The following is a 19,451-nucleotide window of genomic DNA, read 5'->3' as shown; positions in this document are numbered from 1 at the left end:
AGATTGACCGAAATCGAGCCCCAAAGCATCCTGCGTGACGGCTACCAGTTGTTGCGCCAGGGCCGCTATCGCGATGCGGTTGCACTGGCAGAGGATGCTTGTGCGCGCCATCGCGATGATGCGCATCTGCTTGAGTTGGCTAGCGAAGCCTGGCTGGCGAACGGCGATCCGGACGCTGCGGCCGAGCGCATCGCGCGTGCTGCAGCGGTTGCGGTGTCGCCGGTACCTCTCCTGATCAAGTACGGCAGCTTGCTGGTGCAGCTGCGCCGCCGCGACGAGGCGCGGCGCGTGGCCCGCCAGGCGCAGGCACTGTCGGCGGCGGACGGAGCTGCGCTGTGGCAGATCGGCACGCTTCATAGCGGCTGCCAGGACGTGGTTGCCGCACGCGACGCCTACCGGCAGGCGCTGACATTGCTCGGAGAGCAGCCGCGACTGATGTACGACCTTGCGACGATGCAATTTTTCAGCGGTGAGTTCGATGCTGCAGAGCGCATTCTGGATCGGTTGTTGCAGCTGGTGCCCAACGCCGGCGATGCGTTGTATCTGCGTGCCAGTTTGCGACGGCAGACCACGCAGCAGAACCACCTGGTGGATCTGCATCGCAGGTTGGCATCAGCCTCGTTCGATGCGCAGGCGAGGCCGGCAGCCCTTTTTGCACTGTCCAAGGAGCTGGAAGATCTTGGCCGGCACGAGGAGTCGTTTCAGACACTGACGATCGCCGCTGCCAGCAAGCGCGCGACCTTGCGGTACGACGTCGCTGCCGAGTGCGCACGGATCGCGGAGATGCGCGACGCCTACGGTCCGGAAGCGTTGCAGACGCTGCGCTCGGGGCAGGGTGGCGAGGGCGTCATCTTCATCGTCGGCTTGCCGCGCTCGGGCACCACGCTGCTTGAACGGCTACTCGTACAGCACGCTGATGCCCGTTCGGCAGGGGAGCTGATGGACTTCGGTGCGCTGCTGGGAGCTGCGACGTCGCCAATACTGTCAAGCAACCCGATGCTGACCGCGGCACAGGCATCGTTGCAGATCGATTTTGCCGCGCTCGGTGAGGATTACCTTCGCGGCGCGCGTGAGGTCGTTCATGGGCACCGGCTGTTGATCGACAAGATGCCGATCAACTATCTCTACTGCGGAATGATCGCAACCGCCCTGCCGAAGGCGCGCATCATCCACCTGGTCCGGGATCCGCTCGATACCTGCTACGCCATGTACAAAACCCTGTTCTACAACGCTTATCCGTTTTCTTACGCGCTTGACGAAATTGGCGAGTATTACCTGGCATATCAGCAGACGATGCGTCACTGGCATGCGCTGCTTCCGGGGAAGATCTTGGACGTGCACTACGAAGAGCTGGTACGCGATACGGGCGAACAGATTGCTCGGGTGTTGCAGTGGTGCGGGCTTGCCTCGCGCGAGGCCGTGCCTGAGATGACGGAAGTGGCCTTTGTCACTGCAAGTGCGGCGCAGGTACGCGGAGAGGTTCATCAGCGCTCGGTACATGGCTCACGCCGGCATCTGTCTGCACTCGGCACGCTCGTGAAGCGGTTGCAGATAGCAGGCATTGAAGTGCCGACGGCGAGGTGATCGGTGCAGCGGCCTCAACGGACAGATGATCGCTCGTTCGATGGCACTGCGAACCTGCCACCATCGCGTGATCTACGCACCGTTTTGGGGCTTTTACGCACCCTTTCAGAGCATTGCTGAACGGGACTTTAATTTTCTTTGACATCGCCTTAGCATCGGCTTGGCAGCGATATTTGGGGCGCTTATTTCGCCCCCCGCTAGCCAATGTGGTCGGCGCCGTTTGATGCGCTCGCCTGCGTCGTCGCAGTGGTTGCGCACTTTGCCGCTATCTGATGGCAGGTGTTGCCCTGCGCCACCCGTTCGCACTGTCGGAGAGAGAAATGAGATTGAAGACCACCAAGTTGCGCGATGCCATCAGGGTATCGCTCACGGTTGGCGCCGCTGCATTGGCGTTTACCGGTAGCGTGATGGCGCAGGAGCAGCCGTCGATGGATGCCAAAAGCCTGGATACGGTCAATGTCACCGGTACGCGTATCAAGAGCCAGACGATGACTGCCTCCAGTCCGGTGGCGGAAATCAACAAGGAAGAATTCCAGTACACCGGCGCGACCAAGGTCGAAGATCTGATCAATCAGTATCCCCAGCTTGCCGCGAGCTTCGACAACTTTGCCAACAACGGTTCGGATGGATATGCAACCGTCGATCTGCGTGGCTTGGGTGCGCAACGGACCCTGACCTTGGTCAACGGCAGGCGTATCCCCAAGGGCATCGGTGAAAGTCCGGATATCAGCATCATTCCTGCCGCACTGGTGCGCCGGGTGGATGTGCTCACTGGCGGTGCTTCTGCGGTGTACGGCTCGGACGCAGTCGCCGGCGTGGTCAACTTCGTATTGGACGACGAGTTTGAAGGTGTCAGTGTCGATATGGGCTATAACGCCTTTCAGCACGACAACGGCAACAAGTTGATGCGCGGTCTGATGGATGATGCGGGATACGATTATCCAACGGGCAATTCCGGTTTCGATGGTATTTCCCGCAATGTGGATCTGGCGATCGGCGGCAGTTTCGGTGAATCGGGTCATGCGACCGCCTGGGCAACCTGGCGCGAGAATGATCCCCTGTTGCAGGGGCAGCGTGATTACTCTGCCTGTGCATTGAGCAACGGGGGCACTGCATGCGGCGGCTCGGCGACTGCGGACCCTGCCAATTTTTACGTTGTTGCCCCGTCGGCGGGCGCGTTCTATGTGCAGCCTTCCGCAGGCGGGACCTGGTCGCAGGTCGCCTCGCCCAATCTCTACAATTTTGCGCCGTTGAATTACTACCAACGGCCTGATACGCGTTACACGGCTGGCAGCAGCATCAAGTACGAGGTCAACGAGCACTTCAAGCCCTACCTCGAGACCCTCTTCGTCAACCGCAAGAGTTCGACGCAGATCGCTCCCTCGGGCGCATTCTTTACCGACCTCAACGTCAACTGCGCAACATCGGTGATCGGTAGCCTGTGTAACGATGTCGGTATTACCGACGACGAGTTCACGGTGTATGTCGCCAAGCGCAACGTCGAAGGTGGCCCGCGCATCACCGAGTCGGATACCAATAGCTTCAGCATCACCACCGGTGCGCAGGGCGATATCAACGACAACTGGTCGTATGACGCCTCCTTTACCTATAACCGCAGTACCACCAAGTCGGAAAACATCAACGACTTCGTCACCACCCGGGTGCGCGATGCGCTATTGGGCTGCCAGCCTGGCGCATTCGACGGCTGCGTGCCGTACAGCGTCTGGAACGATAGTGTGACTGCAGCGGAAGCGCAGGCGCTCCAGGGCGTCGGTATCGTCAATTACGAAACCTCGATGCGCGTTTTCAATGCCTATGTGACCGGCAACTTCGGTTACAGCCTGCCGTGGGCCGGCGACAATCCGATCAGCGTGGTCGGTGGCGTGGAAACCCGTACTGAAACCTTCAAGCGCGTTGCCGATAGCAATATGCAGACCGGCAACTTCACAGGTTTGGGCGGCCCAACATCAAATGTGTCCGGCGACATCAGCGTCAAGGAATTGTTCCTGGAAGGCGCCGTGCCGATTCTGGCCAACGCAGGCAGCCTGGATCATCTGGATATGCAGCTTGGCTATCGCTATTCGGACTACGACATCTCCGGAGGCGTCAGCACGTACAAGGCGGGTCTGGGTGCGACATTCGTCGATGGCAAATATCACCTGCGTGCAGGCTGGAACCGTGCGATCCGCGCTCCGAACGTCACCGAGCTGTACAACGAAAATACGATCGGGTTGTGGAGCGGTAGCGACCCCTGCGCTGGCGCCAATCCGACATTTACCCAGGCCCAGTGCGCCAACACCGGGGTGACGGCCGCGCAATACGGCCGTGTGGCGGCAAATCCAGCGGGGCAGTACAACGAGATCGCCGGTGGTAATACTGCTCTGCAACCGGAAACGGCCAATACCTGGACGGTTGGCTTCGCGGCCAGCCCGATCAAGGGGCTCGATCTGAGCGTGGACTATTACGACATCAAGATCGACGACGCCATCCGTGCGATCGGTTCTTCCAACATCCTGACCGCATGCGGTGTGACCGGTAATGCGGATATCTGCAGCCGCGTCCGCCGCAACGCCACCACCGGCGACCTGTTCCGCGGCAGCGACCCGGATGTCTCCGGCCTGATCTTCAATTCCCAGGACAATTTCGGCTCATTGCACTTCCAGGGGATCGATCTGACCGCATCGTATGCATGGAGTGTCGGGCCGGGTCGCCTGACCGCTTCGATGATGGGGAGCTACGCCCTCAAGCAGGAATATGAGCCGGTTCCGGGTGTGCAGGAAGTGACCTACGACTGCGCAGGCGTGGTCAACGTGGCATGCAACAGTGCCGAGTGGCGACATGTGCTGAGTACGCGCTACAACTTCGACCGCTACACCGTCAGTCTGCGTTGGCGCTACATCGGTGAGCTGGACTACCAGAACACCGACGGAACCACAGGCACGACCGACGTGCGCCTGGTGAACCAGGACAACAAGGTGTCGGCGTACAACTACTTCGACCTGTCCGGTTCGATGCAGTTGGGCGATTACGTCACCTGGACGCTGGGCGTCAACAATATCGCCGACAAGGAGCCGCCGCTGGTGGGCGGCAGCCTGACCTTCAACGGCAACTCCCTGGGGGGTTACGACCAGGCTGGTCGTTACATCTTCACCAGCGTGGGTCTGCGCTTCTAGGTTGCATTGCGGTTCTGGTTAAAAAACGGCGAGCCTTGGCTCGCCGTTCTTTGTTCAGTGGTGATGGCCCGCTCGATCATTGTGCAACGTGGCTTGATTCGAAACAGCCGATGATCAATCGGCTCGCGTGCGTGCGCAGGCAGAATCCCGGTACTGCAGCCTCACGCCACCGGCCCGCGCAACGCCGGCGAGTCCCAGCCCGGGCGCGGTGCAAAACGCTCGCCATAGCGGGCGTGCAGCGCCTGCAGGCGTTCGAGCAGGGCATCGGCACCGACGCTGCGGATATGCTGGATCGGGCCACCGCGGAACGGCGCGAAGCCGGTACCGAAGATGACACCGGCATCGAGCAGGTCGGCATCGGCCACCACGCGATCGTGCAGGCAGGCGACCGCTTCGTTGAGCAGCGGCAGGATCAGGCGATCTTCCAGGTCTGCCGGCGCCTCGTAGCCGCTGGCGACCTCGGGCTTGACCGCGCGCCCGTTCTCCCACTTATACAGGCCCTGGCCGTCCTTCTTGCCGCGCTTGCCCGGCTCCACGGTGGCAAGCGCCGCAGGAATCGGCAGGTGCAGGAACGGTGCAAGCTCGGCGCCGACGCCTGCAGCGACATCCAGCCCCACCGTATCGATCAGTTCGATCGGCCCCATCGGCATGCCGAACTTCACTGCGGTCTTGTCCAGTACCGGGCCCGGCACGCCTTCGGCATAAGCGGTGGCCGCTTCGAGCAGATACGGAAACAACACGCGGTTGACCAGGAACCCGGGCGTGCCCGCCACCGGCACCGGAAACTTGTCCAGCGCCTTGCAGAACGCCGCCAGGCGGGCCACGTTGGCCGGATCCAGGCCATCGTGCTGCACGATCTCCACCAGCGGCATCATCGCCACCGGATTGAAGTAGTGCAGGCCGGCAAACTGCGCCGGACGCTGGAGATGCCCGCGTAGCTCGGTCAACGGAATCGACGAGGTGTTGGTGGTCAGCACCGCATCGGGCTTGAGCTGCGGCTCGACGGACTGATATAGCTCGCGCTTGGCCTGCGGATTCTCGATGATCGCCTCGATCACCAGGTCCGCCTGCGCCACGCCCGCACCGGCCAGATCGCCACGCAGGCGCGCCGCCACCGCCGGGCGCTTGGCCTCGTCCTTGACCCGCTTGGCGAACAGCTCGCCGCCACGGCCCAGCGCCGTATCGATGAAGCGCTGCTCGCGATCCTGCAGCGTCACTTCGAAGCCCTTGTAGGCCGCCCAGGCCGCGATATCGCCGCCCATCACGCCGGCACCGATCACGTGCACATGACGAATCGGCGGCAATGCGGCCGCGCCAGCATCCTTGCCACCCAGCGCCTTCAGCCGCTCGGTAAGAAAGAAGATGCGGATCAGGTTGCGCGCGGTCGGCGTGCTGGCGAGCTTGACCACCGCCTTGCGCTCGGCCGCAAGCCGCGCCTGGATACCGCTGCCGCCAGCGCGCTCCCACACGTTGATCAAGGCGTACGGGGCCGGGTAGTGCTCCTTGCGCGCCTTGCGTGCGACCTGCTTGCGCATCTGCGGCGCCAGCAGCTTGCGTGCCACCAATGTATTGGTGGCCCAGGCAGTCGCACGTTGCTTGAACGGACGCGTGGTGCCGTTCAAGGCCAACGCGGCGGCGACATCGACCAGCACGGCAGGTGCAGCCACCTTGTCGATCAGCCCCATCGCCCGCGCGGCCTTGGCCGCGACGGTGCGCCCGGTCAGCATCAGATCCATCGCCGCCGGTGCGCCGATCAGGCGCGGCAAGCGGGCGCTGCCGCCCCAGCCGGGAAAGATGCCGAGCTTGGTTTCCGGCAGGCCGATGCGAGTGCCGGCATCGTCGGATGCCACCCGATACCGGCAGGCCAGCGCGATCTCGGTGCCGCCCCCCATGCAGAAGCCGTGTATCGCCGCCACCGTGGGGCAGGGCAGCTCCGCTAGCTTCTGGAACACCTGCTGGCCGCGATGGATCGCATCGTTGACCGTGCCCTTGCGGTCGAATTCCTGGAATTCCTTCAGGTCGGCACCGGCGATGAAGCCGTTGGGCTTGGCCGAGCGCAGCACCACGCCCTTGGGCGGGTCCAGCGCCAGCCGCTCGACCAGGGCGCCCAATTCGAGCAGCACCTCCTGCGAGAACGCGTTGACCGGTGCGCCCTGGCGATCAAGGCTGAGCACGACCACGCCGTCCTCGCGCAGGTCGGCCTGCCAATGGCTGAATCGGAGCCCGTCGAAACCTGGAAGCATGCGTCTGGCCATCCGGCGATATAAGGAAAGGCCGTTATCATCCAGAGGTTGTTTCCATCACGTCAAATACCCATACCAGTCGACAGGGCGGCATGCGCTTCGCAGGAGGCGTCGCCAGCGGCTCACCCGAGCCGCTACCCTGCTACGTGACGATCGTACCGATCGGTATGAACTTTCCTCTTCAACGGCGGTCTCATTGCCCGACTTCGGTGGGCTGACAGGAGTGCGGCCCGACATGGCCGAAGTCGATACACCTCAGGAGCTGGACCTGGAACTGGTCCGGCGTGTGCAGCGCGGCGAGAGCGCGGCGTTCGATGTGCTGGTGCGCAAATACCAGCACAGGATCGTTGCATTGATCGGGCGCTACATCGCCGACTGGAGCGAATGTCAGGACGTGGCCCAGGATACGTTTGTGCGCGCCTACCGCGCGATCAACAGTTTCCGCGGCGACTCCCAGTTCTATACCTGGCTGCACCGCATTGCCGTCAACACTGCCAAGAATCATCTGGTTGCGCACAACCGCCGTCCGCCCACCGACGACATCGAGATCAGCGATGCCGAGCAGTTCGATGGGGCGACCCGTTTGCGCGACAACGACACCCCGGAGCGCGAATTGATGCGACAGGAGCTGGAACAAACGGTGATGCGTGCGGTCCAAGCCCTGCCGGAAGAACTTCGGTCGGCCATCACCCTGCGCGAGGTGGAGGGGCTGAGCTACGAGGACATCGCGCGAAAGATGGATTGCCCGATCGGAACGGTGCGCTCGCGCATCTTCCGGGCGCGCGAGGCCATCGACATCGAGCTGCGGCCTCTGCTGGAGACCGAAAGCGCTACCCGTGAGCGACACCGTGTATGAGCGATAACCCTGCCATGTCCACCACCGACAAATTCGAACGTCACTACCGGCAGCAGTTGTCTGCACTGGTCGACGGAGAGTTGAACGCCGACGAATCGCGCTTTTTGCTGCGCCGTCTGGCGCACGATGAGGAGCTGGCCGGCTGCCACGAACGCTGGCAGCTGTGCGGCGACGTGCTGCGCGGTGCGGCCAGTGCGCCGGCGCCGCTGGATTTTGCCGCGCGTGTCCGCAGCGCCATTGCCGATGAGCCCGCGCCGCAGGCGCAGCCGTCACCGCGCTCGGCCGCACGCTGGCGTTGGGGTGGCGGTGCGGCGATTGCTGCGTCGGTTGCCGCCATCGCGTTGTTCATGGCGCGCGAGCGCTTGCCGGAGACGGCGTCGCCAGCATCCGCTGTGCCGGTCTATGCCACCACCGCGCAAGTGCCCGCCCTTGCGCAGCCGCCAGCGGTGCCGAAGACGCCGGCCGTCCCCGACCCGGCCAACCCCGGCGCCGCTGTGCCGGTCTATGCCACCACCGCGCAAGTGCCCGCCCTTGCGCAGCCGCCAGCGGCGCCGAAGACGCCGGCCGTCCCCGACCCGGCCAACCCCGGCGACGGTGGCGCCTTGGTTGCGGCGGTGCCGGCCGCTGCGCTGGCGTCCACCCGCCGCGGTGCCGCCACGCGTAACCAGCAGGTGGCGCGCAACGCGGCAACACGTCAGCAACCGACCCCGGCACGGATGGTGGCCTCCGCGGCCCCGGCTCCTGCGGCAGCGGTGAGCCCGGCAGCAAGCTCCAATCCATTTACGCATCCGGGTACGACGCTGCAGGCGCGCCCGTGGCCGCGCTCGGCCCTGTCCGGTGCAGGCGACAGCCCGCTCAACGCCAGTTTCAGCCAGAGCCGTCAGGGTCCGGCGTTCTATCCGTTCGAGCCTGCGCCCCAGGCGGCCGGCACTGCCGCGCCAGGCCGGCCGCTGCCGCTGCCGGTCCCGCAGAACTGATCCTGCTGCCGATCTTCATCCAGTCGGCGCCCTTCCTCCCGTTAACTTGCCGGGCCCGCGTCATGTCGCGGGTTGCGGCCCCTGTCGCCCTGCCATCGGAGGCAACTCGATGAATCACCGCATGCGTACCCAGATGTTTGGCCTGATCGCCATGACCCTGCCGCTGGCAGCCTGTGCCCAGCAGGCGCCGCCGCCGGAGGCCAAGACCAGTGCGCCGATTGCCGCCAACCGCAGCGCGACACCGGCGCCGCAGTTGGTCGCCGGCCTGCCGGACTTCACCAATCTGGTCGAACAGGTTGGCCCGGGCGTGGTCAATATCGAAACCACCATCACCCGCAAGGATGCGATGGCACGTTCTGCCCGTGGCGGGCGCGGTGGCCAGGGTGGCATGCCCGGTCAGGGCGGCATGCCGGACGACGAGCAGATGCCGGAGTTCTTCAAGCGCTTCTTCGGCCCGGATTTCCAGATGCCAGGCGGCCCAAGGCAAGGGCCGGGCCAGGGCGATGACGATGGCGGCATCGCCGGCAAGTCGATGGGCTCGGGCTTCATCATTTCCGCAGACGGTTATGTGCTGACCAATCACCACGTGGTCGATGGCGCCAGCGAGGTGACCGTCAAGCTGACCGACCGCCGCGAGTTCAAGGCCAAGGTGGTGGGCAGCGACGAGCAGTTCGACGTGGCGTTGCTGAAGATCGAGGCCAAGGGCCTGCCGACCGTGCGCCTGGGCGATTCCAATACGCTCAAGCCAGGTCAGTGGGTGGTGGCGATCGGCTCGCCGTTCGGGCTGGACCACTCGGTCACTGCCGGCATCGTCAGTGCCACCGGTCGCAGCAATCCGTATGCGGATCAGCGCTATGTGCCCTTCATCCAGACCGACGTGGCGATCAACCAGGGCAACTCCGGCGGCCCGCTGCTTAATACCCGCGGCGAGGTGGTCGGGATCAACTCGCAGATCTTCTCCGCGTCGGGCGGCTACATGGGGATCAGCTTCGCGATCCCGATCGATCTGGCCTTCAGCGCCGCCGAGCAGATCAAGGCTACCGGCCATGTGAGCCGCGGCATGCTGGGCGTGGCGGTCGGCCCGATCGATTCGCTCAAGGCGCAGGGCCTGGGCCTGCCGGATACGCGCGGCGCGCTGGTCAACGACATTCCCGCGGGCAGCCCGGCCGCCAAGGCCGGAATCGAGGTGGGTGACGTGATCCGCGCCGTCAACGGCAAGCCGATCGATGTCGCCAGCGATCTACCGCCGATGATCGGCCTGATGGCGCCGGGCACCAAGGTCAACCTGGACGTGCTGCGCGATGGCAAGCCGCGCCAGGTGTCGGTTGTGCTGGCGCCATTGCAGGATGGTCGCGACGACGCCGCGCCGCGTACTGCGGCCGCGGACGCCAAGCCGGAAGCTCCCGCCAGCGTGGCCTTGCTCGGCTTGCAGGTCGCCGACCTGACCGCTGCCGAGCGCAGCCGCCTGGGCCTGGAAGCGGGCGAGGGCGTGCGGATTGCCGCGGTCACCGGGGCTGCGGCGCGCAGCACCCAGCCGCCGCTCTCGCCGGGCCTGGTCATCGCCCGCGTCGGCCGCACCAAGGTGGGCAGCGTCGCCGAACTCAACCGCGCGCTGTCCAGCTACAAGAAGGGCGACGTGGTCATGCTGCTGGTCACCGACGGTAAGGCGACCAGCTATGTGGCCCTGAAGGCTGGCGGCTAACGGAGGGAATGGAGAATCGGGAATCGGGAATGGCAAGAGCGGCTCCGCGAGGCGACAGCTCGCCTGGCTTTTCCGATTCCCCACTCCCGATTCCCAATTCCCGGCCCCGCGGGGCCGTAGCGTGCGATAATGCTGCGTTACCCTGACGACGGCACCGCCGGCGCCCACCTCAATGTCCTCTGATTCAATGCGGAATATCCGCAACTTCTCCATCATTGCCCACGTCGACCACGGTAAATCCACCCTGGCCGACCGGATCATCCAGCTGTGCGGCGGCCTGCAGGCGCGCGAGATGGAGGCCCAGGTTCTCGACTCCAACCCGATCGAGCGCGAACGTGGCATCACGATCAAGGCGCAGTCGGTGTCCTTGCCGTACACGGCAAAGGACGGGCAGGTCTACCAGCTGAACTTCATCGATACCCCCGGGCATGTCGACTTCTCCTATGAGGTCAGCCGCTCGCTGGCCGCCTGCGAAGGCGCGCTGCTGGTGGTCGATGCGGCGCAAGGCGTGGAAGCGCAGTCGGTGGCCAACTGCTACACCGCGGTGGAGCAGGGGCTGGAAGTGGTGCCGGTGCTCAACAAGATCGACCTGCCCACCGCCGACATCGCCCGTGCCAAGGCCGAGATCGAAGCGGTGATCGGCATCGATGCCGAAGACGCGGTGGCAGTCAGCGCCAAGACCGGTCTGAACATCGATCTGGTGCTGGAAGCGATCGTGCACCGTATCCCGCCGCCAAAACCGCGCGATACCGACAAGCTGCAGGCGCTGATCATCGATTCCTGGTTCGACAACTACCTGGGCGTGGTGTCGCTGGTGCGCGTGATGCAGGGCGAGATCAAGCCGGGCAGCAAGATTCTGGTGATGTCGACCGGGCGCACGCACCTGGTCGACAAGGTTGGCGTGTTCACCCCCAAGCGCAAGGAGCTGGCGTCGTTGGGCGCTGGCGAAGTGGGCTGGATCAATGCCTCGATCAAGGACGTGCATGGCGCGCCGGTCGGCGACACCCTGACCCTGGCGGCCGATCCGGCGCCGCATGCATTGCCGGGTTTCCAGGAAATGCAGCCGCGCGTGTTCGCCGGCCTGTTCCCGGTCGATGCCGAGGACTATCCGGATCTGCGCGAAGCCCTGGACAAGCTGCGTCTGAACGATGCGGCGCTGCGCTTCGAGCCGGAAAGCTCCGAGGCGATGGGCTTCGGTTTCCGTTGCGGCTTCCTGGGCATGCTGCACATGGAAATCGTGCAGGAGCGTCTGGAGCGCGAGTACAACCTGGACCTGATCAGCACCGCGCCGACGGTGGTGTATGAAGTGCTCAAGACCGACGGGTCCATCATCAACATGGACAACCCGGCCAAGCTGCCGCAGTTGAACCTGGTGCAGGAGATCCGCGAGCCGATCATTCGCGCCAACGTGCTGACGCCCGAAGAGTACATCGGCAACATCATCAAGCTGTGCGAAGAAAAGCGCGGCACCCAGATCAGCATCAATTATCTGGGCAGCCAGGTGCAGATCAGCTATGAGCTGCCGATGGCCGAAGTGGTGCTGGATTTCTTCGACAAGCTCAAGTCGGTGAGCCGCGGATACGCCTCGCTGGATTATCACTTCGTGCGCTTCGATGCCGGCCCGTTCGTGCGCGTGGACGTGCTGATCAATGGCGACAAGGTCGATGCATTGTCGCTGATCGTGCACCGCAGCCATGCCGACCGGCGCGGCCGCGAGCTGTGCGAAAAGATGAAGGACCTGATCCCGCGGCAGATGTTCGACGTGGCGATTCAGGCCGCTGTCGGCTCGCAGATCATCTCGCGCTCCACGGTCAAGGCGATGCGCAAGAACGTGTTGGCCAAGTGCTATGGTGGCGACGTTTCGCGCAAGAAAAAGCTGCTCGAAAAGCAGAAAGAAGGCAAGAAGCGCATGAAGCAGGTCGGCCGCGTGGAGATTCCGCAGGAGGCCTTCCTGGCCGTGCTGCAGATGGATAAGTAGCTGGGAATGGTAAATCGGGAATCGGGAATCGTAAGGGCGCACGTGCTCCTGCTGTTCCAATTCCCCATTCTCGATTCTCGATTCCCTTTCCGAAAGGAACACCAATGAAATGGTTTGAAATCATCCTGGTTGTGCTGACGCTGGGTACCGGCTTTATCTGGCTGCTGGACAAGCTGTTTTTGGCCAAGCGCCGTGCCGCACGTGCCGGGCTGCTGGACAGCGAGCCGGCGATCATCGATTACTCGCGTGCGTTCTTCCCGGTGCTGGCGGTGGTGCTGATCCTGCGCAGCTTCGTCGCCGAGCCGTACAAGATTCCGTCCAGCTCGATGATGCCCAACTTGCTGATCGGCGATTTCATCCTGGTCAACAAGTTCGCCTACGGTTTCCGTCTGCCGATCACCAATACCAAGTTCATCCCCACCGGCGAGCCCAAGCGTGGCGACGTGGTGGTGTTCAAGCCGCCGCATGCGCCGGACCAGAACTGGATCAAGCGCGTGGTCGGCCTGCCGGGCGACAAGATCGGATTTCATGGCGATACGCTGTATATCAACGACAAGCCGATGCGCTACACGGTCAAGGGCGAGTACATCGGCAAGGGCAAGGGCGCCGAGATGACCGGCACCACGCTGCTGGTCGAGGACCTGCCGGGCCGCACGCACACCGTGCTGGAGTGGGTGGACCGCAACATGCCGGCCGGGCAGGGCGACTGGACGGTGCCTGCAGACAGCTATTTCGTGATGGGGGACAATCGCGACAATAGCGAAGACAGCCGGTTCTGGACCCAGACGCATTTCCTGCCGGAGGCCAATCTGCGCGGCAAGGCGTTCTTGATCTGGCTCAATTGCGAAGGGTGGTTCTGCAAGGGGAGTTTCGATCCATCGCGGATCGGGACTGGAATCCAGTAAATGCACGCACGGCGTGCCGGGGAAAGCACAATGAAGCGCAAGCAAAGCGGTATGACGTTGACGTCGTTCGTGGTGGTGCTGGCGGTGGTCGGATTTGGCCTGTACATCGGGATGAAGCTGTTTCCGATGTATCAGGAGTACTACGCGGTGCGCACCTCGATGAAGGGGCTTGCAAACGAAGTTGGTACTGCGGATATGGATCCGTCCAAGTTGCAGGACATGTTCTTCAAGCGGCTTTACATAAACTATTCGGAAAACGTCAAAAAAGAAGACGTCAAGTTCGAACGCATCGAGGGTGGTTGGCGGATGAAAGTCAACTACGAGGTACGCCGTGAGCTGGTTGGCAATCTGGATGTTGTCGGCAAGTTCGATACGGAACAGGATTTGACGAAGCGCGGTGTCGAATAGAACCTTCCAACGTGGCGATCCTATCGGGCACGCATTCGCCGATCCGGCGTTGCTCGCCCAGGCGCTGCGCCATCGCAGCGCCGGGACGCCGCATAACGAGCGACTGGAATTTCTCGGCGACGGCATCGTCAACCTGCTGATCGCCGAGGCGCTGTATCGGCGCTGGCCCAAGGCCGACGAAGGTGCATTGACGCGCGCGCGCGCCGAACTGGTTCGCGAAGGTGCGCTGGCGGTGATCGGACGCACGCTCAATCTCGGCGAGCGGCTGACGCTTGGCCCGGGCGAACTCAAGTCCGGCGGCCATCGGCGCGATTCGATCCTGGCCGATGCGGTCGAGGCGATTGTCGCGGCGATCTATCTGGACTGCGGGTTCGAGCGCTGCCGGGAGGTGGTGCTTCCGTGGTTCGAACCATCGCTGGCGGCACTGCCGGTCGGCAAGGCCGAAAAAGATCCCAAGACGCGGCTGCAGGAATGGCTGCAGGCACGGCAGCTGCCGTTGCCCAATTACGCTCTGATCAGCGAGAGCGGCGACGAACATGCCAAGCAGTTCCACGTCGCCTGCATCCTGGAGCAGCCCATCGCCCGCGCCGAGGGCCAGGGCACGTCGCGCCGTCTTGCCGAGCAACAGGCGGCGGCTACCGTCATCGCACAACTGGATGTAAACACGTGAGCGAAACCACTCCCCACCGTAGCGGCAGCGTTGCCGTCATCGGCCGGCCGAATGTCGGCAAATCCACCCTGACCAACGCCCTGGTGGGTGCCAAGGTCAGTATCGTGTCCAATCGGCCGCAGACCACGCGGCATCGGCTGCTGGGCATCGCCACCTTCCCGGAAGGGCAGTTGATGTTGGTCGACACGCCCGGGCTGCATCGCGAACAAAAGCGCGCGATGAACCGGGTGATGAATCGCGCCGCGCGCGGGTCGCTCGAAGGCGTGGATGCCGCCGTGCTGGTCATCGAGGCCGGCCGTTGGGACGAGGAAGACACGCTGGCGTTCCGCGTGCTCAGCGACGCCGGAGTGCCGGTGGTGCTGGTGGTCAACAAGGTCGACCGGCTGAAGGACAAGACCGCGCTGTTCCCGTTTCTGGCGCAGGTCAGTGAAGGGCGGACGTTTGCCGCAGTGCATCCGGTGTCCGCGCTCAAGCGCAAAGGGCTGGAAGCGTTGGTGAGCGATCTGCTCAAGCTGGTGCCTGAAGCCGAGGCGATGTACGGCGAGGACGAAATCACCGACCGCAGCCAGCGTTTTTTGGCCGGCGAGCTGGTGCGCGAGCAGCTGATGCGTCAATTGGGCGAAGAACTGCCGTATGCCACCACCGTGGAAATCGAGCGCTTTGCCGAAGACGGCGCGCTGCTGCGAATCGGTGCGGTGATCTGGGTCGAACGCGAGGGCCAGAAGGCAATCGTGATCGGCAAGGGCGGTACCCGCCTGAAGGAGATCGGCGGCAAGGCGCGTCTGCAGATGGAGCGGCTATTCGGTGCGAAAGTGTTCCTGGAAACCTGGGTGCGCGTGCGCGAGGGCTGGTCGGATGACGAGGGAGCGCTCAAGGCATTTGGGTACGGCGACTAATTTCGTATCAACATGGAGGTGCACGATGCGGCGAAAGAAAGCGAACTTTGGTGGCCCAGGGGCATTGGGTGTCGGCAGGATGATGGCGGGAGCGCTGGTGCTGGGGTTGCTGCCATTTGCAGTGAATGCGCAGACTTTTCCCTGCTCCAATACGCCCGGAGCCGGTGAGCGCATGATGGGGACCGCACCTGGTGGTCCCGGCCTTGCACCGACACCTTTATGCGTTCGTGATGGCGCGGCCTCGACAGGTGCGGCGCAGCCCGAATACGACCCGATGAAGGCGCGCGCGACCGCTGCCCTGGGCATGGCGCAGATGCTCTTGAGCGAGAAAGCCAAGCTTGCGACTGATCCAAATTATCAGCGTTTCCGCAAGGGCTTCTGGCAGCACTTCGACCCGAGCGCCGACGCGAAGCCTGGCGATAATTGCGTTGCGGCCTACGGTAATCTGCAAGGTATCGTGACCCTGGCCGGCCCTTCAGGCGACTATCGCCGTGCGTTGATATCGTTCACCGGTCCCGGATTGCCGCGGCCCAAGAAGGACTGCTCGATCAAGGTGGGGCTGGACGGCGGCGATGGAAAGCCGACAACGGTGCGCGCCTTTCACTATCTCACACCCGGTACTGACCTGGTCACGATCGCCTTCGCAGTCCCCAGTGCCGAGGCAATGCTGGGCGGGATAGACGACAACGCGCATTACCGGTTACTCATCGACAACAAACAGGTGTTCGAAATCGAGTGGCACGATGGTCACCAAGCCAGAGATCAATTGAGGCGCTGTCTTGCCGCAGGCAACGCCTCGTAGCCGATTGCAGCGTTGCATGTGCCCTTTCTGTCGTCCTCGGGAACATACGAAAAATGCCGCAGCGGCGTTGGCACCTGCGCTGCCGAGTGCGTGATGGCCGCATGGCCTGGGCTGTAAGTGCAGTGGTGAGCGCTGGCCCAAGATGCTGATCGAGCACGAACACGGCTTCGTCCTGCATGTGCGTGCCTGGCGCGAAACCAGCTTGCTGGTGGAAGTGCTGACCGAGCAGCACGGACGTGTCGGATTGCTGGCGCGTGGGGTGCAGGGTCCGCGCAAGCAGGCCCTGCGTGCGGCGCTGCAGCCCCTGCAACTGATCCAGTTCACGGCCGTGCAGCGCGGCGAACTTGCCCAGCTGCGCCAGGCCGAGGCGCTGGACACTGCGCCGCGGTTGGTCGGCGAGCGCATGCTGGCCGGTTTCTATATCAGCGAGCTGTTGCTGCGCCTGGCTCCTCGCAATGATGCGGTGCCGGAGCTCTACGCGTGCTATGCACAGGCGCGGGCGCATCTGGCGTCGGAGTTGTCGCTGGCGTGGGGGTTGCGCCGGTTCGAGCGCGATGTGCTGGATGGGCTTGGGTTTGCCTTCGATCTGCAGCACGACAGCGACGGGCAGCCGATCGACCCGGCGGCGCGCTATCGACTCGATCCGCAAGAGGGCGCCATGCGGGTACTGAGCGAACGTCTGGCGCAGGATCGGCGCGAAACCGTAACTGGCGCAGCGCTGCTGGCGCTAGGGGAAGATACGATGCCGGCCACCGACGACATGCCCGGCTTGCGCCGCAGCATGCGCAGCGTGCTGTTGCATCATCTGAACGGACGCGGCCTGAAATCCTGGGAAATGCTCGAGGATCTGGCGCGGCGGCGTTGATCTGCACGACCCGGACCAAGCGCCGTGTCGCGTGTCATTGGACCAGTCGCGTCTCCGCTCCCTTCGACACCCGGCCAGCGCCTGACCTTACCGGCGCTGGCGGCTGCGGCAGCCTCAGCTCAATGCAATAACGCGGCCACTGCGGCATGAAACTGGGTCTGCGCCGTGCGCGACTGCGGGTCGCCACGCAGCAGGCGGACCGCGCCGGCCAGCCGGGCAGCGCCGACGAAGCCGCAACTGGCCTGCAGCCGATGCAGGTGATTGCGCAGCGCCTGCTCGTCGCTGATGTTCAGTGCGGAGGTGACCGCATCGCGTGTGCCCGGCAGCTCTGCCAGGAACAGTTCGCGCAGAGCGTTGAGATGATGCTGCTGGCCGTTGAGTGCGCTCAATGCTGCCGCTTCGTCCCAATCGCTGGCGGCGATGTCGACCACGCCGACCGGCGCCACGCTGTAGCGGCCCCGCGCCAGGCCGCGACGCACCGCCTGCAACAGGCGCTCGGTGGTCAGCGGCTTGACCAGCATTTCCAGAAAGCCGTCGGACTGCAGGCCGCGCTGCATCGCCATGTCGCCATCGGCGGTATGCGCCAGTGCGGGCACATCCGGGTGCAGCAGACGCAACGCGCGCAGCAGGCCGCTGCCGGTGCCATCGGGGAGGTTGACGTCGATCAGCCACAGGTCGTGGCGACGTTCGCGCGCGCGGTCCAGCGCCGACGACAACGAATCGGCGCAATCCACCTGGGCCGGAAGGCTTTCCAGGGCAGCCTGTAGAAAGCCGCGGCTGATCGGGTCGTCTTCCACCAGCAAGAGTCGTGGGTGGGGTTCCTGACGTGTCGCCATATTCATGTGCTGCCTCCTTGTCAGCGGTGCCGCGTCCTGAGCTGCGGCGCGCAGGCCAAGTTTGCCTGTGTTTGCAGGGCACGACAATTGCCATCCCGCGCAGGGCGGCCTCGGTCGATCGCATCTGCGACAATACGCACCCTTTTTGCCCGCAGCTTGTCGCCACGTGGCCAGAACCCGAAACCGTTTCGACCGTACTCCCTTTCAGACCGCCATCACCGACCTGAGCCATGACGGCCGTGGGGTGGCGCGCCGCGACGGCGAGGGCGGCAAGGTCACCTTCATCAGCGGCGCCTTGCCCGGTGAACTGGTGCGTGCCGAACCCACCGCGCGCAGCCGCCATTTCGATGAAGCCAAGACGGTTGAAGTGCTGGAGGCCTCGCCGCAGCGGGTCACCCCGCGTTGCCCGCATTTCGGCGTGTGCGCCGGCTGCGTGTTGCAGCACCTGGAAGAGTCGCAGCAGATCGTGGCCAAGCAGCGCGTGCTGATGGACAACCTTGAGCGCATCGGCCACGTCAGCCCGCAGGCGGTGCTGCCCGCGTTGGTCGGCGACGCCTGGGGCTATCGGCGCAAAGGCCGTTTCTCGGTGCGGCGGGTAGAGAAGAAGGACAAGACCCTGGTGGGGTTTCGCGAACTCGACCCGCGTTTTGTGGCCGACCTGTCGGTCTGTTACACGGTGATCCCGCAGATCGGCGAGAAGATTGAGCTGCTGGCCGCCCTGGTCGAAAGCATGGACGGCAAGCGCGACATCCCGCAGATCGAGTTCATCGCCGGTGACGATGCGGTGGCGTTGACCATCCGCCACATGCAGCCGCTCAGCGAGCGCGATCGGCAGGCCTGGGTGGACTTCGCGCAGACGCACGGGTTTGCGGTCTTCCTGCAGCCCGGCGGCGTGGACAGCGTGCATCCCTTGTGGCCGCAGGATGTGCCGCTGTCGTTCCGCCTGCCGCAATGGGATGTGGAGCTGGCGTTCCGGCCGCTGGACTTCATCCAGGTCAATGCCTCGCTCAACCAGAAGATGATTGCGCACGCACTGGCGCTGCTCGATGCCAGACCCGACGACCGCGTGCTGGATCTGTTTTGCGGTCTGGGCAATTTCACCCTGCCCCTGGCACGGACGGTGCGCGAGGTGGTCGGCGTGGAGGGCGATGCCGGTCTGGTCGCACGTGCCAGGGAAAACGCGCAGCGCAACGGCCTGGACAACGCGCAGTTCCATGCGGCCGATCTGACCCAGGACCAACGCAATGCGCCCTGGATGAAGCAGGGCTTCGACAAGCTGCTGCTGGACCCGCCGCGTTCGGGCGCACTGGAAGTGCTGCAGCAACTGCCGTTGAAAAAGTTCGAGCGCATCGTCTATGTCAGCTGCCACCCCGGCTCGCTGGCGCGCGATGCCGGTTACCTGGTCAACGAGCAGGGCTTTACGCTCAAGTCCGCCGGCGCGATGGACATGTTTCCGCATACTGCGCATGTGGAAAGCATCGCGGTGTTTGAGAGGCGGTGAATCGGGAATGGTGAATCGGGAATCGTAGAGGCGGTTCGCCGTATGCTGTTGCGAT

The 19,451-nt window shown here is 64.0% G+C and carries 15 protein-coding genes; 13 read left to right on the top strand and 2 right to left on the bottom strand.

What is annotated here, in order from left to right:
• Positions 1-3 precede the first annotated feature (3 nt).
• Complete coding sequence (locus FHY19_RS10630) at positions 4-1,584, top strand: tetratricopeptide repeat-containing sulfotransferase family protein (protein ID WP_259165983.1); 1,581 nt, start codon at positions 4-6, stop codon at positions 1,582-1,584.
• A gap of 320 nt (positions 1,585-1,904) precedes the next feature.
• Positions 1,905-4,757: a TonB-dependent receptor gene (locus tag FHY19_RS10625; protein WP_259165978.1), complete on the top strand. Its 2,853-nt coding sequence runs from the start codon at positions 1,905-1,907 to the stop codon at positions 4,755-4,757.
• 161 nt (positions 4,758-4,918) lie between these two features.
• Here FHY19_RS10625 and FHY19_RS10620 read toward each other — a convergent pair whose 3' ends face one another.
• Positions 4,919-7,000, bottom strand: coding sequence for a 3-hydroxyacyl-CoA dehydrogenase NAD-binding domain-containing protein (locus FHY19_RS10620; RefSeq protein ID WP_259165977.1), 2,082 nt, complete (start codon positions 6,998-7,000; stop codon positions 4,919-4,921).
• A 235-nt stretch (positions 7,001-7,235) separates the two neighbouring features.
• On the opposite strand from FHY19_RS10620, the gene rpoE reads away from it, so the two are divergent.
• The 10 genes from rpoE to recO all read left to right on the top strand — a co-directional run bounded on the left by rpoE (position 7,236) and on the right by recO (position 17,059).
• Positions 7,236-7,856 (top strand): RNA polymerase sigma factor RpoE, encoded by a 621-nt coding sequence (gene rpoE, locus FHY19_RS10615; protein WP_005991949.1) that lies wholly within the window; start codon positions 7,236-7,238, stop codon positions 7,854-7,856.
• The gene (locus FHY19_RS10610; protein ID WP_259165973.1) at positions 7,853-8,833 is read left to right on the top strand and encodes an RseA family anti-sigma factor; all 981 of its coding nucleotides are present in this window, start codon (positions 7,853-7,855) and stop codon (positions 8,831-8,833) included. Before rpoE ends, FHY19_RS10610 begins: the two co-directional genes overlap by 4 nt.
• Before the next feature lie 109 nt (positions 8,834-8,942).
• The gene (locus FHY19_RS10605) at positions 8,943-10,535 is read left to right on the top strand and encodes a DegQ family serine endoprotease (protein ID WP_259165971.1); all 1,593 of its coding nucleotides are present in this window, start codon (positions 8,943-8,945) and stop codon (positions 10,533-10,535) included.
• 187 nt (positions 10,536-10,722) lie between these two features.
• A complete protein-coding gene (gene lepA, locus FHY19_RS10600) occupies positions 10,723-12,513 on the top strand; it encodes a translation elongation factor 4 (RefSeq protein WP_259153985.1) in 1,791 nt (596 codons plus the stop codon).
• Between the two features lie 104 nt (positions 12,514-12,617).
• Positions 12,618-13,418 carry a signal peptidase I gene (gene lepB, locus FHY19_RS10595; RefSeq protein WP_104611436.1) on the top strand — a complete coding sequence of 267 codons (801 nt, stop codon included), beginning with the start codon at positions 12,618-12,620 and terminating at the stop codon, positions 13,416-13,418.
• Positions 13,419-13,826, top strand: a complete 408-nt coding sequence (locus FHY19_RS10590; protein ID WP_259165968.1) for a DUF4845 domain-containing protein — start codon at positions 13,419-13,421, stop codon at positions 13,824-13,826.
• Positions 13,816-14,496, top strand: coding sequence for a ribonuclease III (rnc, locus tag FHY19_RS10585; RefSeq protein ID WP_259165965.1), 681 nt, complete (start codon positions 13,816-13,818; stop codon positions 14,494-14,496). Before FHY19_RS10590 ends, rnc begins: the two co-directional genes overlap by 11 nt.
• The gene (gene era, locus FHY19_RS10580) at positions 14,493-15,392 is read left to right on the top strand and encodes a GTPase Era (RefSeq protein ID WP_259165958.1); all 900 of its coding nucleotides are present in this window, start codon (positions 14,493-14,495) and stop codon (positions 15,390-15,392) included. Before rnc ends, era begins: the two co-directional genes overlap by 4 nt.
• Positions 15,393-15,417: 25 nt before the next feature.
• A complete protein-coding gene (locus FHY19_RS10575) occupies positions 15,418-16,194 on the top strand; it encodes a hypothetical protein (protein WP_259165954.1) in 777 nt (258 codons plus the stop codon).
• Between the two features lie 142 nt (positions 16,195-16,336).
• Positions 16,337-17,059: a DNA repair protein RecO gene (gene recO / locus FHY19_RS10570; protein WP_259165953.1), complete on the top strand. Its 723-nt coding sequence runs from the start codon at positions 16,337-16,339 to the stop codon at positions 17,057-17,059.
• A 119-nt stretch (positions 17,060-17,178) separates the two neighbouring features.
• On the opposite strand, the gene FHY19_RS10565 is transcribed toward recO, so the two are convergent.
• Positions 17,179-17,901: a response regulator gene (locus FHY19_RS10565; RefSeq protein WP_039424755.1), complete on the bottom strand. Its 723-nt coding sequence runs from the start codon at positions 17,899-17,901 to the stop codon at positions 17,179-17,181.
• Positions 17,902-18,061: 160 nt separating this feature from the next.
• Between FHY19_RS10565 and rlmD the strand changes: the two genes are divergently transcribed.
• Complete coding sequence (rlmD, locus tag FHY19_RS10560; protein ID WP_259165948.1) at positions 18,062-19,396, top strand: 23S rRNA (uracil(1939)-C(5))-methyltransferase RlmD; 1,335 nt, start codon at positions 18,062-18,064, stop codon at positions 19,394-19,396.
• Positions 19,397-19,451 lie beyond the last annotated feature (55 nt).

It is taken from the genome of Xanthomonas sp. 4461 (assembly GCF_024806475.1).
GTDB classification, from domain to species: domain Bacteria; phylum Pseudomonadota; class Gammaproteobacteria; order Xanthomonadales; family Xanthomonadaceae; genus Xanthomonas; species Xanthomonas arboricola_F.
The sequence above is the reverse complement of the archived record's forward strand: the minus strand, read 5'-3'. Positions and strand labels throughout refer to the sequence as shown.

Coding starts and splice junctions, on each gene's coding strand:
- FHY19_RS10625 (WP_259165978.1), top strand. CDS start 1,905: ATGAGATTGAAGACCACCAAGTTGCGCGATGCCATCAGGGTATCGCTC.
- FHY19_RS10620 (WP_259165977.1), bottom strand. CDS start 7,000: ATGCTTCCAGGTTTCGACGGGCTCCGATTCAGCCATTGGCAGGCCGAC.
- rpoE (WP_005991949.1), top strand. CDS start 7,236: ATGGCCGAAGTCGATACACCTCAGGAGCTGGACCTGGAACTGGTCCGG.
- FHY19_RS10610 (WP_259165973.1), top strand. CDS start 7,853: ATGAGCGATAACCCTGCCATGTCCACCACCGACAAATTCGAACGTCAC.
- FHY19_RS10605 (WP_259165971.1), top strand. CDS start 8,943: ATGAATCACCGCATGCGTACCCAGATGTTTGGCCTGATCGCCATGACC.
- lepA (WP_259153985.1), top strand. CDS start 10,723: ATGCGGAATATCCGCAACTTCTCCATCATTGCCCACGTCGACCACGGT.
- lepB (WP_104611436.1), top strand. CDS start 12,618: ATGAAATGGTTTGAAATCATCCTGGTTGTGCTGACGCTGGGTACCGGC.
- FHY19_RS10590 (WP_259165968.1), top strand. CDS start 13,419: ATGCACGCACGGCGTGCCGGGGAAAGCACAATGAAGCGCAAGCAAAGC.
- FHY19_RS10575 (WP_259165954.1), top strand. CDS start 15,418: ATGCGGCGAAAGAAAGCGAACTTTGGTGGCCCAGGGGCATTGGGTGTC.
- recO (WP_259165953.1), top strand. CDS start 16,337: ATGCTGATCGAGCACGAACACGGCTTCGTCCTGCATGTGCGTGCCTGG.
- FHY19_RS10565 (WP_039424755.1), bottom strand. CDS start 17,901: ATGAATATGGCGACACGTCAGGAACCCCACCCACGACTCTTGCTGGTG.